Raw genomic sequence first — 14,516 nt, 5'->3', positions numbered from 1 at the left:
GGCTGCGGCCTAGGATTGCCGCGGATCATGGGGAGTGAGGGGATGGCGCAGAGCGCGAACAGCGAACAGGAAACCTTCTGGTCCGATGAGGCCGGCCCGCTTTGGGTCCGTCATGCCGACGGCATGGACCGGACGCTTCGCCCGGTGCTCGAAAGGGTGGTGGAGCTGGCCGAGATAGCGACCGGGGCGCACATCCTCGATATCGGTTGTGGCACCGGGGCGAGTCTGCAGCGTCTCGCCGAGGCGGTCGGCCCGGAGGGGCGCGTGCTGGGCGTCGACATCTCCACCACGATGCTGGCGAGCGCCGAGGTGCGTGTTCAGACACTGTCGCAGGTGCGCGTCGCGCGGGCCGATGCCGCGACCTACGAATTCTCGGGATCTAGCTTCGACGGCGCGGTGTCGCGCTTCGGGGTCATGTTCTTCACCGATCCGGCGGCGGCCTTTGCCAACATCGGCCGATCCCTGAAGCCCGGCGCGGCGGTCACCTTCGCGGCCTGGGGCGCGATCGAGGAGAACCCTTGGTTCGTGCTGCCGGCGCAGGCCGCGAAAGCCGTGCTCGGCGCGCCACCGCCCGTCGATCCGGACGAGCCGGGCCCCTTTGCCTTCCGGGATCCCGACCGGGTCCGTCGTATCCTGAACGACGCCGGGTTCACGGATATCGAGATCGCGGTGGAACATCATACGCTGACGCCCGAGGGAAGTCTCGAAGAGACCGCCGCGTTCAATTCGGTCATCGGACCCGCCGGCCGCACGATCACGCACTTTCAGGCCGACGAGGACGCCAGACTGGCGGTCCGGCGCGGTATCGAGAAGCTTTTCACCCGTTTCGTGACGCCCGATGGTCTGCGGGTTCCGGCGCAGATCAATTTCTGCCGCGCGAAAGCGCCGGACTGACATGTCATCAGCCGTTTTGCCTTGGGCAGGTTGCAGATCGGGAGTTGCACCGGAAACCCGTAGCGGACCCCAACCTCAAGAAAGATCGCCATGACCCACACCGCGCGCGACCTCCTGCGCAGGCTTTTCGACCGGGCCGTCGAGGTCGCCGACCCGATGCAGTCGCTGGCCCGTCATCTGCCCGAAAAACCCGCGGGCCGCATTGTCGTGATCGGCGCGGGCAAGGCCTCGGCGCGGATGGCGGAAGCGGTCGAGGCGGCCTGGGGGCCTTGCGAAGGTCTTGTCATCACGCGCTACGGCTACGGACGGCCGTGCAAGGGGATCGAGATCGTCGAGGCGGCCCATCCGGTTCCGGACGAAGCCGGGGCGGAGGCAACCGGGCGGATGCTCGAGCTGTTGTCGGGCCTCGGGGAGGCCGATTTCGTGCTGGCTCTCATTTCGGGCGGCGCATCGGCGCTGCTGGTGGCCCCGGCGGGCGCGATCAGCCTGGCCGAGAAGCAGGCGGTGAACGCCGCACTTCTGGCCTCGGGTGCGCCGATCGACCGGATGAACACCGTTCGCAAGCATCTGAGCCGGGTCAAGGGCGGCCAGCTTGCCGCCGCTGCCCATCCGGCGCGGATGCTGGCGCTGATGATCTCGGACGTGCCGAGGGACGACCCCGCCTTCATCGGTTCGGGGCCGACGGTGGGAGACCCGTCGACCCCCGCCGACGCCCGCGCGATCCTCGAGCGCTGGAACATCGACGTGCCGGCGAGCGTCCGGGCTGTTCTCGAGGGCGAAAGCGGCGTGGTCGCGCCCGGCGATCCGCGGCTGTCGCGGGTCGAGAACGTGATCTACGCGGCCCCGTCGCAGTCGCTGGCGGCCGCGACCGAAGCCGCGCGCGCCACCGGGTGCGAGGTCCGCGATCTTGGCTGCGACCTCGAGGGCGAGGCGCGCGAGGTCGCTCAAGCGCACGCGACGCTGGCACTGGACATCGCCGCGCGGCGCGTACCGGGCGATGCGCCCGTTCTGCTGCTGTCGGGCGGCGAGTTGACCGTGACCCGGCGTGGAGACGGCATCGGCGGACCGAATGCCGAGTATTGCCTCGCCCTCGCCCGCGCGCTTGACGGCACGCCCGGCATTCACGCCATCGCCTGCGACACCGACGGTGTGGACGGGGCGGCGGAAGTCGCCGGGGCGCATGTCGGACCCGACACGCTGGCGCGGGGCGCCGAAGCCGGGCTTGATGCCGAAAAGATGCTCGAGGCCAATGACGCGCACAGCTTCTTTGCCGGCATCGACGCGCAGATCGTCACCGGCCCGACCCTGACCAATGTCAACGACTTCCGCGCTATCCTGATCGGCTGGCCGGAGGCAGGCTGACGCAGGCCACGCCCCTGCCCCGATCACCGATTCTACTTGATCCCCCAACGCAGCGGGTGGTAATCAGCGCAAATCTCGCGGGTATGGTGAAAAGGTATCACGAAAGCTTCCCAAGCTTCAGTTACGGGTTCGATTCCCGTTACCCGCTCCATCCTTCGCCCTCTCCATGTGCGCGACGCCCCTAGTTCTCCAGAACGCCGCCGAATTCGTCGCGCAGGTCGCGCTTGAGCACCTTGCCGGTGGCGTTGCGCGGCAACACGTCGACGAACACCACCGCGTCGGGCAGCTGCCACTTGGCAATCTTGCCGTCGAAGACGGTCAGAACCTCCTCCGGCGTCGGGTCCGCGTCGTCGGCCTTGACCGCGACCAGCACCGGACGTTCGTCCCATTTCGGATGGCGCGCTCCGATCACCGCCGCATCCTTGAGCATCGGATGGGCGATGGCGATGTTCTCCAGCTCGACCGAGCTGATCCATTCGCCGCCCGACTTGATGATGTCCTTCGAGCGGTCCTTGATCACGAGGTAGCCGTCCGGGTCGAGCGATGCCACGTCGCCGGTGTTGAACCAGCCGTCCTCAAGCGTATCCTCGACCGTTGCACGGAAGTACGACTCGAGAATCCACGGACCGCGGACGACGAGATCGCCCTGCGTCTTGCCGTCATGCGGCAGCGCCTGCCCGTGATCGTCCCGGATCTCGAGCTCGATCCCCCAGCACGGGCGTCCCTGGCTTTCGCGCAGCCTGTGCTGCTCTTCCTCGGGCAGGTCGAGGTGCTTGGCCAGGGGCCGGTTCAGCGAACCCAGCGGCGACATCTCGGTCATGCCCCAGGCATGGATTGTCTCGACCCCGTATTTTTCGCGGAAGGCGGTGATCATCGACGGTGGACAGGCGGAGCCGCCGACCACGGTGCGCTCTAGGCTTTCAAGCGTGCTGCCCGCCTTTTCCGCCTCGTGCAGCAGTCCGAGCCAGATCGTCGGAACGCCAAGAGAGACCGTCACGCCGTAGGTGTCGATCAGCCGGACCAGTGACGGCCCGTCGAGACCCGGCCCCGGCAGAACCATCCGCGAGCCCGACATGGCGCAGGCGTAGGGCGAGCCCCAGGCGTTGACGTGGAACATCGGCACCACCGGCATGGCGGTGTCGAGCGCCGAAAAGCCGATCACGTCGCGCGTGTTGCTTCCCAGACAGTGCAGCACGGTCGAGCGGTGCGAGTAGAGCACGCCTTTCGGGTTTCCGGTGGTTCCCGAGGTATAACAGAGGCTTGAGGCGGTGTTCTCATCCATATCTGGCCAGGTGAAATCGGCGTCTCCGTCGGCGATGAGGTCGTCGTAGGCGCGCAGTCCCGGCAGCGCCTCGGCGGCTTCTGCATCGACCTCCGACTCCAGCAGGACGAAGTGCTTCACACAGCCAATCTTGTCCCGGATCGCGGCGACCAGCGGCACGAAGGTCCGGTCGAGGAACATAACCTGGTCCTCGGCATGGTTGATGATGTAGACAAGCTGCTCGGGGAACAGCCGCGGATTGATCGTGTGGCAGACAAAGCCCGCCCCGGATACGCCGAAGTAGATCTCGAGGTGGCGACGGTTGTTCCAGGCGATCGTGGCGCAGCGCGCCTGCGGGTCGAGGCCAAGCGCCGTCAGCGCCGAGCCGAGTCGGCGCGCGTTGCGGCCGATCTCGCGCCAGCAGGTCGTCTCGACTCCGCCGCCGGTGTTCACCGAATAGATCTCCGCATCGCCGTGATAGCGCGCCGCGTGGTCGATCAGGGTCGAGATCAGCAGCTGGGTGGGCATCATCTGGCCAAGCATGGCGGTCCTCCGGTGGTATGCAAAGAGGCCCTGCCCGGCCTCCCCGCCGGTGCCGCCCCGTCGCGGCAGCCTGCCCCGCTGCCCGGCGCCTTGCAAGACTTGGCATCGCTTGACGCGGGGGCTATGCGAAAGACATGGACCTGCGTTACCACACCCCGCTTTCACCCGAAGATCAGCGCGCGCTCGGCATCGACCCCGTGGCCCCGCTCGCCATGGCCGACCAGGTGCGGTTTTCCGAACTCGACGCCCTGCAACATGTCAACAATGCGGTCTACATGGAGTGGTTCGAGCGTCTGAGGGTGCGATACGTGCAGGAGTGCGGGTTGTCGCGCTACCGCGACGACGGATCGGACCCCCGCATCGTGATCCGCTCGGGCACGATCCATTACCGGCAGGAAATGCTGATGGACGAAACCTACGTGGTGACCTGCGCCTGTGCGGCGTTCCGCAACACGTCCTTCACGCTGGCCCAGCGCCTGTGGTCGGGCGGCACCCTGCGGGCAACCTTCGACTGCGTGATCGTGCTGCTCGAACACGACGGCTCGGCGCGTTTCGCCCTGCCCGAGGCGCTCAAGACCCGGTTCCGCGAGATCGACGGGGCCCGGCCCGAGACCTGACCCGGCTTTGCGTTATGCGCGGTTGCGCAGAATGAACTCGACCAGCGCGGCGGTCGATCCGTCCTTGCCGTCCGGCGGCTCCTTGCCTTCGACGAGCGGTTGCAACGAGGTCGCAAGCTCCTTGCCCAGTTCCACGCCCCACTGGTCGAAGGAATTGATCCCCAGGATCACACCCTCGACAAACACCCGGTGCTCGTAGAGCGCCACGATCTGGCCGAGCGTGAACGGGTCGAGCTTGGGGTAGGCCAGGGTCGTGGATGGCCGGTTCCCCGGAAAGACCCGGTGCCGCGCCTGCCGTTCCAGCTCTTCGCCCTCGTACCCCTTCATCTGCATCATCTCGCGCGCCACCTCGACCGCGCGCCCGCGCATCAGAGCCTCGGACTGCGCCAGACAGTTGGCGACCAGCAGCTGGTGATGATGCGCGAGGTCAGTCTCGTGACCTTCGGCCGCGACCATGAATTCGCACGGCACGACCCGCGTGCCCTGGTGGATGAGCTGGTAGAAGGCATGCTGCCCGTTCGTGCCAGCAGCGCCCCAGACCACCGGGCCTGACGGCACCTCGAGGGGGGTGCCGTCCATCGTCACCCCCTTGCCGTTCGATTCCATTTCGAGCTGCTGGAGATAGTCCGGCAACTGTCCGAGTCGCTGGTCATAAGGCAGCACCGCCCGGGTCGCGTGGCCGCAGACCTGGTTGTGCCAGACACCCGTCAGCGCCAGCATCACCGGCATGTTCTCGCGCCAGTCGGCGGCGCGGAAATGACGGTCCATCTCCTGCCCGCCGCGCAGGAAGGCATCGAAAGCCTTGGCGCCGATGGCGATCATCAGCGACAGCCCGATCGGGCCCCACATCGAATACCGTCCGCCCACCCAGTCCTCGAAGCCGAAGACGCGTTCGGCAGGGATTCCGAAATCCGCGGTCTTGTCATCGGCCGTACTGAGCGCCGCGAACTGGTTCGCCGGATCGCCGCCGTTCTCGACCATCCAGGCCTTGGCGGTGCGGGCATTGGTCATGGTCTCGATGGTGGTGAAGGTCTTCGAGGCGACGATCACCAGCGTCGTTTTGGCGTCGAGCCCGCGCAGCGTGTCCGAGATATGCGCCCCGTCGACGTTCGACACGAAATGGCAACGCGGCCCGTCGTGATAGGGCGACAGCGCTTGTACCGCCATCGCTGGGCCAAGATCAGACCCGCCGATGCCAATGTTGACCACATCGGTGTAAAGCCCCTCGCGCACGTCCTCGGCGAACGCGCGCATCCGCTCAAGGGTGTCGAGAACCCCGGGCATCACATCGGCGCCGGCCACGGTCACGGGGCCTCCGTCGAGGTTGCGCAAGGCGGTGTGCAGCACGGCCCGGCCCTCGGTGTCGTTGATCGGCGCACCCGAAAACATGGCATCGCGCTTGCCCGCAACGTCAGACGCTTCGACAAGTGCGATCAGCGCATCGCGCGTCCCGGCGTCGATGTTGGTCTTCGAGTAGTCAAAAAGCATGTCACCGAGCCGGACGCTGAACGCCTCCGCGCGATCGGCGTCATCGAACAGCGACAGGATCTTGCGGTCCGCCGTTTCGCCGCGGCGTCTTGTCAGCGCCGACCATTCCTTGCTCAAGCGGCCCAATGCACCGTCCCTCCCCCGATCACCGCCCCGATGGGCGCGTCTTCTCCGGACAGCGTGGCGGCACGTTCGAGTGCGTCGCGCTTGGCCTGCCCGAAGATCACCAGATGTTTCGACATCGCTCCGTCAAGCACCGGTCCGCTGAGCGAAATCCGTTCTTCCGGCTGACTGTCGGGCGACACCGCGACCACCGCCGGGGCGTCCGGATCGAGCGCTTGGGACAGACCCGGCGCGCCGGGGAAAAGCGAAGCGGTGTGCATGTCCTCGCCCATGCCGAGCAGCAGCACTGACACGGGCAGTTCCGGGGCCAGTGCTTCGGCAATCTCCGGAGCGGCCTCGGCCGCCGAAAGCCCGTCGCGATAGAACGGAACGAAGGTCGCCGCGGCAGCGCGCTCGGTCAGCAGACGCTCGCGCACCAGCGCGGTGTTGGACCGGGCATTTTCTTCGGGCACCCAGCGTTCGTCGGTCAGCAGGACATGCACCCGCGACCAGTCCAGATCGACCGAGCAAAGTGCGTCGAAAATCGGCCCCGGCGTCGTCCCGCCCGGCACGGCAAAGCTCGCGAACTCATGGTGCAACAGGCAATTCCTGATCTCTCCGGCGATCTTGTTGGCCAGGTTGATGACCAGCATCTCGCGGTCGGCGTATTCCTCGATGTTCATGGTGCTATCTTTCGCCACTCCCGGCCTTCGCGTTTCAGCAGCTGGTCCGAATCCGTGGGTCCCGTGCTGCCGCTCTCGTAGGGTTTCGGCACGTCGCCGCGCTTGATCCAGCCTTCGATGATCGGATCGGTCCAGGCCCAGGCCGCCTCGACCTCGTCACCGCGCATGAAGAGGGTCTGGTTGCCGCGGATGACGTCCATGATGAGCCTTTCATACGCCTCGACCTGTTCTCCGCCGTCCGGCCCCAGCGCGTCTGCGAAGGTCATGTCGAGCGGCACATCGACAAGACGCATGCCGCCCGGTCCGGGTTCCTTGATCGTCACGCCCAGCGTGATCCCTTCGTTGGGCTGCAGCCGGATCGACAGCACATTGCGGTGCGATCCCGCATCCTCGCCGAAGATCGAGTGCGGCGTGTCCTTGAAGACCACGGTGATCTCGCTTGACCGCGCGCCCATCCGCTTGCCGGTGCGCAGGTAAAAGGGCGTCCCGGCCCAGCGCCAGTTCGAGACCATCGTGCGGATCGCGATGAAGCTCTCGGTCTTTGACCGCGGATCACCCACCGCGGTCCGGTAGTCGGGGTGATCGTCACCGTTCTGACCCTCTCCGTACTGGCCGCGCGCGATGTGGTGCGGCGGGACCGGGTCGAGCGCGCGGATCACCTTGAGTTTTTCGTCGCGCACGGCATCGGGCGAGAATCGCGCGGGCGGCTCCATCGCGATCAGGCACAAAAGCTGCATGAGGTGGTTCTGGACCATGTCGCGCATCGCGCCCGACTTGTCGTAATATTCGCCACGCCCGCCGACACCCACCGTTTCGGCCACCGTGATCTGGATGTGATCGACGTACTGGCTGTTCCAGAGCGGCTCGAACAGCATGTTGCCGAACCGCACCGCCATCAGGTTCTGGACGGTTTCCTTGCCGAGGTAGTGATCGATCCGGTAGATCTGGCGCTCGTCGAAATAGCGCGCGAGTGTCGCATTCAGCTCCCTGGCGCTTTCGAGATCGCGGCCGAAGGGCTTTTCCACGACGATGCGCGACTCGTCATCGGCCATCCCGTAGCTTTGCAGCTTTTCCGCAAGATCGCCGAAAAGAGAGGGCGCGACGGAGAAATAATAGGCCTCGATCCGGCTCTTGTCGGACATCATGTCCTGAAGCTCGTTCCAGCCTTTCTCGCCCCGCGCGTCGATCGAGATGTAGTGAATACGGTCAAGAAACGCCGCGAGCCCGTCGCCGTCGCCGTCGCCGATCGCTTCTTCGGCGAACTCGCGGATCGCCTCGGCTGCGAGGTCTTGGAACTCCTCTCTCGGCATCTCGCTGCGCGCTGCCCCGATGACACGGGCCTCGGGCGGCATCTGGCCGGCGAGGAACCGCTTGAAGAGACCGGGCAGGATCTTGCGGCGCGACAGATCCCCGGTGCCGCCGAAAATGACAAGGTCGAAGGGTTCGACCGGAATGACGCGAGAAACCATGAGAGGGACACCCTGTATTCGGCCGTCCGGCCGCTGTCTGCAACGGGCCAACCCTTTGCCGGGCCAGCTGTTAGCGCAAACATGCCCCAAGGCCGCCCTCATCACAAGAGCGTGCAGGCCCGGGCGCCGGGGTTTCATTGCTTTTGCGGCAAGCCTAGCACAGTTTCACGGCATAGGAAGGCACGAGACAGGACGCGACATGAAAGATCTGCCCGGCGATTCTGCGCGGAGCGAGGCCAACGCAGGCAAATTCGACGACCCCGACCGGACGGCAAAAGGCGAGGCGCGCGCGCGGGTTGCGCTGCGCGAGCCCAAGACGCTGTGGTTCAACACCGGGACGCTGTGCAACATCGAATGCGCCGGATGCTACATCGAAAGCAGCCCGTCGAACGACCGGCTGGTCTACATCACCGCCGACGAGGTGCGCGACTACCTCGACCAGATCGCCGAGCGCGGCTGGCCGGTGCGCGAGATTGCGTTCACCGGCGGCGAGCCTTTCATGAACCCGCAGATGAACGACATGGCCCGCGCGGCGCTGGAGCGCGGCTTCGAAGTGCTGGTCCTGACCAACGCCATGCGCCCGATGATGCGCGCCGGCGTGCGGAAAGGTTTGGCGGGGCTCGACGCCGCGTTTCCCGGCAAGCTGACGCTGCGCGTGTCGCTGGATCATCACCGCGCCGAGGTCCATGACGCCGAACGCGGCGCAGGCACCTACGACAAGACCGTCGAAGGCATGTGCTGGATCCGCGACGCGGGCATCCGGATGGCGGTGGCCGGGCGGCTGGAGATGGCGGCTTCGGAAGAGGAAAGCCGGGCCGGATACGCCGCTTTCTTCGAACGGCACGGCTTTGACGTCGATGCCTATGATCCGGCGATGACGGTACTGTTTCCAGAGATGGATGCGGCGGTCGAGGTACCGGAGATCACCACCGCCTGCTGGGGTATCCTCGGCAAGTCGCCCGAGGCGGTGATGTGTTCGTCCTCGCGCATGGTGGTCAAACGCAAGGGGGCCGAGCGCCCGGCGGTGCTGGCCTGCACGCTACTGCCATACGATGCGCGGTTCGAGCTTGGCGAGACCCTGGCGGATGCGGAGCGCGACGTGCCGCTGAACCATCCGCATTGCGCCAAGTTCTGCGTGCTGGGCGGGGCGTCCTGCTCGGCCTGAGGCGCTGACTTCGCATTGGCGGAACGAGGGGGGCTGTCTGCCCCCTCGCGCTCCCCCGAGGATATTTGGCAACCAGAGAGGGGCAGCGCGCCCTAGTGCAGGGTGAATTCGCCGGTGACGTTGCGCCACTCGCCGGGCGCCACCAGCTTTCGGTGGATGAAGCGCACCGAGTGCAACGGCCCCTCGATCTCCTTCTGCCAGAACTCGACGAACTTGAAGAGCCGCGGATGGTCCGGGGCGATGTCGTAATCCTGCCAGACGAACGTGTTGAGAACGTTCCTGAAATCGGGAATTCGGTAGAAGAATTCCGCAGTGGTCAGCCCGTAGCCCTTCAGCATCAATTCGGTTTCTTTTCGCGACATGCGGCACCTCGTAAGCTGCTCTTGCATCAAGAGTTTGCCACGGTCGGATTAATAATCAACGAAAACAGTGTGTTGGCAATCCAGCGCCGTGGCTGCCAGACGGCGTGTCCAGCAGGGATTGCACCCGATATGCGCGGTCTGATAGGGTTTGCCCACAAGATATAGTCAGCGCTAAAAAATCGGGCAGTGCACGTGAACGATACACCGGAACCCCCTGAGAACGATGACGAAACCGGTGGCGAGGGTCCGGGAAGGCCGGCCTTCGACGGGCCCAGCGTCTCGATCGAACACGAGATGCGCACGTCGTATCTCGACTACGCGATGTCGGTCATCGTCAGCCGGGCGATCCCCGACCTGCGCGACGGCCTAAAACCGGTGCACCGGCGCATTCTCTTCGCGATGCACGAGACCGGCAACACCCATGACAAGCCCTACCGCAAGTCGGCGCGCCCGGTGGGCGACGTGATGGGCCAGTACCACCCGCATGGCGACAGCGCGATCTACGACGCGCTGGTGCGCATGGCGCAGGACTTCTCGATGTCGCTGCCGCTGCTCGACGGCCAGGGCAATTTCGGCTCGATGGACGGGGACAACCCGGCGGCCATGCGTTACACCGAAGTCCGCATGGATAAGCCCGCGGCCTACCTGCTGGCCGACATCGACAAGGAAACCGTCGACTTCCAGGACAACTATGACGGCAAGCAGCAGGAACCGACGGTGCTGCCGGCGCGGTTTCCGAACATGCTGGTCAACGGGGCCGGCGGCATCGCTGTCGGGATGGCCACGAATATTCCGCCGCACAACCTTGGCGAAGTGGTCGACGCGACCCTGGCGCTGATCGAGGATCCGGATCTCAGCTCGGAGCAGCTGATCGAGTACATCCCCGGCCCCGACTTCCCGACGGGCGGGATCATGCTGGGCCGGTCCGGCGCGCGGAAAGCCTACCTCGAAGGGCGCGGCTCGGTGATCATCCGGGCCAAGACCCGGGTCGAGGAAATCCGCAAGGACCGCTGGGCGATCGTGATCGACGAGATCCCCTACCAGGTCAACAAGGCGACGATGATCGAGCGCATCGCCGAGCAGGTGCGGGAGAAGAAGATCGAGGGCATCGCGCATGTCCAGGACGAATCCGACCGCAACGGCGTGCGGGTGGTGGTCGAGCTCAAGCGCGAGGCGGTGGCGGACGTGGTGCTGAACCAGCTCTACCGCTTCACGCCGATGCAGACCTCGTTCGGCTGCAACATGTTGGCGCTGAACGGCGGCCGGCCGGAGCAGCTGACGCTGCGCAACTTCCTGACCTATTTCATCGACTTCCGCGAGGATGTCGTGGCGCGGCGCACCGCCTACCTGCTGCGCAAGGCGCGCGAGCGCAGCCACATCCTGTGCGGTCTCGCCGTGGCGGTGACCAACATCGACGAGGTGGTCGGCACGATCCGGGCCTCGGCGGATGCGGCGGAGGCGCGCGAACGGCTGATGACCCGGCGCTGGCCGGCGCAGGACATCCTGCCCTACATCGCGCTGATCGACGATCCGACCCATACCGCGAACGAGGACGGCACCTATAACCTCTCCGAAACGCAGGCGCGGGCGATCCTCGATCTGCGGCTGCAGCGCCTGACACAGATCGGGGTCAAGGAGGTCACCGACGAGCTCGAGGAGCTGGCCGGCAAGATCAAGGAATACCTCGAAATCCTCGGCTCGCGCGAGCGCATCATGGGGATCATCGCCGACGAACTGCGCGAGGTGCGCGAGCTGTTCGCCGTGCCGCGGCGCACCGAAATCGCCGACTGGTCGGGCGACATGGAGGACGAGGACCTCATCGCGCGCGAGGACATGGTCGTGACCGTGACCCAGTCGGGGTACATCAAACGTACACCGCTGGGCGAGTTCCGCAGCCAGCGTCGCGGCGGCAAGGGCCTGTCGGGCATGGCGACCAAGGACGAGGACGTCGTCACAACGCTTTTCGTGGCCAACACCCACACGCAGCTGCTGTTTTTCACCACCGACGGGATGGTCTACAAGCTCAAGACCTGGCGCCTGCCGCTGGGCGGCCGGACCGCCAAGGGCAAGGCGATCGTCAACATCCTGCCGATCCCGTCCGGCATCTCGATCGCGGCGATCATGCCTGTGGATCGTGACGAGAGCGACTGGGAAGATCTCAACATCGTCTTCGCGACCTCGGCGGGCGACGTGCGGCGAAACCGCCTGTCGGATTTCACCAACGTCATGCGCAACGGCAAGATCGCGATGAAGCTGCCCGAGGATGGATCGGTCAGCCTTGTGAACGCGCGGATCTGCTCGGAAGACGACGACATGATGCTGGTGACCGCCAAGGGGCGCGCGCTGCGTTTCCACATCGGCGGCACCGATGCGCAGGGCAACGCGATCATGCGGGTCTTCAACAGCCGGAATTCGACAGGGGTCCGCGGCATCCGCCTGCAGCCCGGCGACCGGGTGGTGTCGATGTCGGTGATCCGGCACTTCGAGGCGACGCCGGAGGAGCGCGTGGCCTACCTCAAGATGCGCCGGGCCATGGCCGGCCTGACGGAAGATGCCGAAGGCGAGGACGACGAAGACGGGGCGCAGGAGGCGCTGGACTTCACGCGCGAGGATTACGCGCGCATGTCGGCCGCCGAGGACACCATTCTGACGATCACCGCCAATGGTTCGGGCAAGCTGTCGTCCTCGCACGACTACCCGGTGCGCGGGCGCGGCGGCCAAGGTGTCATGGCGATGGACAAGGCGATGCGCGGCGGGCTGCTGGTCGCCTCGTTCCCGGTCGATCTCGACGATCAGATCATGCTCGCCACCTCGCGTGGACAGTCGATCCGGGTCCCGGTGGAGGGGATCTCGTTCCGCTCGCGGACAGCCGGCGGCGTGAAGGTGTTCAACACCGGTGCCGGCGAAGAAGTGGTCAGCGTCGCGCGGATCGCCGAGCAGACCGAAGAGGTCGAGGCCGAGACGCCCGAAGCCCCGGAGGCGCCCGAAAGCAGCAAGGACTGACGCCGGACCTGTTGGTTTCTAAGGAAAAATGCGGGCGGTCCTGATAGGGGTCGCCCGCTTGCGCTACCGGCCTTGCGAACCGCAATCCGCTCAGAGGCCGTAGATACCCGAAAACTTGGTCTTGAGATAAGCCAGCAGCGGCTTTTCCGAAGGCGCGAAGCCGCAGGCACGCTCGATCACCTCGCGCGGCTCGAAAAGCCCGCCGTGGCGCTGGACATTCTCGCGCAGCCAGCTCGTCGCTCCGGAGGTGTCCCCTTCGGCCAGTTGCGTATCGAGGTCGGGCAAGGCCGCGCGCATCGCCTCGTGCAGGCAACCCGCATAGACGTTGCCGAGACTGTAGGTCGGGAAGTATCCGAACAGCCCGACCGACCAGTGCACGTCCTGCAAAACGCCGTTGGAGGGTTTGTCGACCGGGAAGCCGAAATCGGCGGCGAAGCGGTCGTTCCAGGCGGCCTCGAGATCCTGCACCAGCAGATCGCCCGACATCAGCGCGCGTTCCAGGTCGAAGCGCAGCATGATGTGCAGGTTGTACTGCAACTCGTCCGCCTCGGTCCGGATGAAGCCGTCGGCGACACGATTCACGGCGGCATAGAACGTCTCGGCGTCGTCGATGCCGAAATCGCCGAAGGCGTCGCGCATCTGGCCGTAAAGCCAGCCGGTGAAGGCGCGGCTGCGCCCGATCTGGTTTTCGTAAATCCGGCTCTGGCTTTCGTGCACGCCCATCGAAACGCCCTGCCCCACCGGCGTCAGCAGGTAGGCGCGGTCGATGCCCTGCTCGTAGGCGGCATGGCCGACCTCGTGGATTGTCGAATAGAAGCAGTTGAACGGGTCGTCGAGGTTGGTGCGGGTGGTGATGCGCACGTCGAGCCCCGAGCCGGACGAGAACGGATGCACCGCCTTGTCGACGCGCCCGTGCTGCATGTCGTAACCGAAAACACCGGCCAGCCGGCGCGACAGCTGAAGCTGGATCAGCTCGTCGAACGAGCCCGACACCGTCGCGGGCGGGCGCACGTTGCGCACGGCGGCGCGCAGGTCGGCGATCTCAGGCCGCATGGCGTCGAACATCGACTGCAACTCGGCACCGGTGATGCCCGGCTCGTAATCCTCGAGCATCGCGTCGTAGACATCGCCGCCGGCTGCCAGTGCCTGGCCCTCCTCGCGCTTCAGCGCGATCACCTCCTCGAGCACAGGCGCGAAGGTCGCGAAATCGTCCTGCGCGCGGGCGTCCGCCCATTTACCCTGCGCTTCCGAGGTAACGCGGGCGATGCGGGCCGCCAGCCTGGCCGGAACCTTGGTGGCACGTTCGAAGCTGCGGCGGATGTGGCGCACCTGCGCGGTGCCGGCGGAATCGAGCGTCTCGCTTTCCACCGCCAGCAGCCATTCGGCGACGCGCGGGTCGATGCGGCGCGCGTGCAGAACACCCTCCATCGCCGCCATCTCCTCTCCGCGCTGCGGGGCCGCGCCGCGCGGCATCATGGTTTCCTGGTCCCAGCCCAGCCGGCCCGCGACCTGCGCCAGCGCCTGGGTTTCGCGCGCATGCGCCATCAACTCGTCAAATGCACTCACG

11 protein-coding genes and 1 tRNA gene are annotated in these 14,516 nt (G+C 66.0%); 6 read left to right on the top strand and 6 right to left on the bottom strand.

The annotated features are described in order from the left end of the window. Window positions 1-42: 42 nt before the first annotated feature. The 3 genes from R5H30_RS07555 to R5H30_RS07545 all read left to right on the top strand — a co-directional run bounded on the left by R5H30_RS07555 (window position 43) and on the right by R5H30_RS07545 (window position 2,407). On the top strand, window positions 43-894 hold the full coding sequence (locus tag R5H30_RS07555) for a class I SAM-dependent methyltransferase (RefSeq protein WP_318327527.1): 852 nt from the start codon (window positions 43-45) through the stop codon (window positions 892-894). Window positions 895-984: 90 nt separating this feature from the next. Then, window positions 985-2,256 (top strand): glycerate kinase type-2 family protein, encoded by a 1,272-nt coding sequence (locus R5H30_RS07550; protein WP_318327525.1) that lies wholly within the window; start codon window positions 985-987, stop codon window positions 2,254-2,256. Between the two features lie 77 nt (window positions 2,257-2,333). Continuing rightward, a tRNA-Gly gene (locus R5H30_RS07545) sits at window positions 2,334-2,407 on the top strand. Window positions 2,408-2,437: 30 nt separating this feature from the next. Here the strand turns inward: R5H30_RS07545 and R5H30_RS07540 are convergent. After that, a complete protein-coding gene (locus R5H30_RS07540; RefSeq protein ID WP_318327523.1) occupies window positions 2,438-4,060 on the bottom strand; it encodes a long-chain fatty acid--CoA ligase in 1,623 nt (540 codons plus the stop codon). Window positions 4,061-4,194: 134 nt separating this feature from the next. Here R5H30_RS07540 and R5H30_RS07535 point away from each other — a divergent pair, with 134 nt between their 5' ends. Then, entirely contained in the window at window positions 4,195-4,677 is a 483-nt protein-coding gene (locus R5H30_RS07535) for an acyl-CoA thioesterase (protein ID WP_318327520.1), read from the top strand. A gap of 12 nt (window positions 4,678-4,689) precedes the next feature. Here R5H30_RS07535 and pgi read toward each other — a convergent pair whose 3' ends face one another. The 3 genes from pgi to zwf are packed head-to-tail and all read right to left on the bottom strand — an operon-like array spanning window position 4,690 to window position 8,419. Then, the gene (gene pgi, locus R5H30_RS07530) at window positions 4,690-6,282 is read right to left on the bottom strand and encodes a glucose-6-phosphate isomerase (protein WP_318327741.1); all 1,593 of its coding nucleotides are present in this window, start codon (window positions 6,280-6,282) and stop codon (window positions 4,690-4,692) included. Continuing rightward, window positions 6,279-6,950 carry a 6-phosphogluconolactonase gene (gene pgl, locus R5H30_RS07525; protein WP_318327518.1) on the bottom strand — a complete coding sequence of 224 codons (672 nt, stop codon included), beginning with the start codon at window positions 6,948-6,950 and terminating at the stop codon, window positions 6,279-6,281. Before pgl ends, pgi begins: the two co-directional genes overlap by 4 nt. After that, the gene (gene zwf, locus R5H30_RS07520; RefSeq protein WP_318327506.1) at window positions 6,947-8,419 is read right to left on the bottom strand and encodes a glucose-6-phosphate dehydrogenase; all 1,473 of its coding nucleotides are present in this window, start codon (window positions 8,417-8,419) and stop codon (window positions 6,947-6,949) included. Before zwf ends, pgl begins: the two co-directional genes overlap by 4 nt. Window positions 8,420-8,618: 199 nt before the next feature. On the opposite strand from zwf, the gene R5H30_RS07515 reads away from it, so the two are divergent. After that, on the top strand, window positions 8,619-9,584 hold the full coding sequence (locus R5H30_RS07515; RefSeq protein ID WP_318327504.1) for a radical SAM protein: 966 nt from the start codon (window positions 8,619-8,621) through the stop codon (window positions 9,582-9,584). A 92-nt stretch (window positions 9,585-9,676) separates the two neighbouring features. Here the strand turns inward: R5H30_RS07515 and R5H30_RS07510 are convergent, their stop codons facing one another. Continuing rightward, a complete protein-coding gene (locus R5H30_RS07510; RefSeq protein ID WP_318327502.1) occupies window positions 9,677-9,946 on the bottom strand; it encodes an usg protein in 270 nt (89 codons plus the stop codon). Between the two features lie 192 nt (window positions 9,947-10,138). Here R5H30_RS07510 and gyrA point away from each other — a divergent pair, with 192 nt between their 5' ends. After that, on the top strand, window positions 10,139-12,949 hold the full coding sequence (gene gyrA, locus R5H30_RS07505; RefSeq protein ID WP_318327501.1) for a DNA gyrase subunit A: 2,811 nt from the start codon (window positions 10,139-10,141) through the stop codon (window positions 12,947-12,949). A 90-nt stretch (window positions 12,950-13,039) separates the two neighbouring features. Here the strand turns inward: gyrA and R5H30_RS07500 are convergent, their stop codons facing one another. Further along, a complete protein-coding gene (locus tag R5H30_RS07500; protein ID WP_318327499.1) occupies window positions 13,040-14,515 on the bottom strand; it encodes a carboxypeptidase M32 in 1,476 nt (491 codons plus the stop codon). Window position 14,516 lies beyond the last annotated feature (1 nt).

Source organism: Roseobacter sp. FCG-D35, from assembly GCF_033436665.1.
Classification (GTDB): Bacteria; Pseudomonadota; Alphaproteobacteria; order Rhodobacterales; family Rhodobacteraceae; genus JAWQFO01.
Note: the sequence above shows the minus strand (reverse complement) of the source record. Positions and strands in the feature narration are given on the sequence as shown.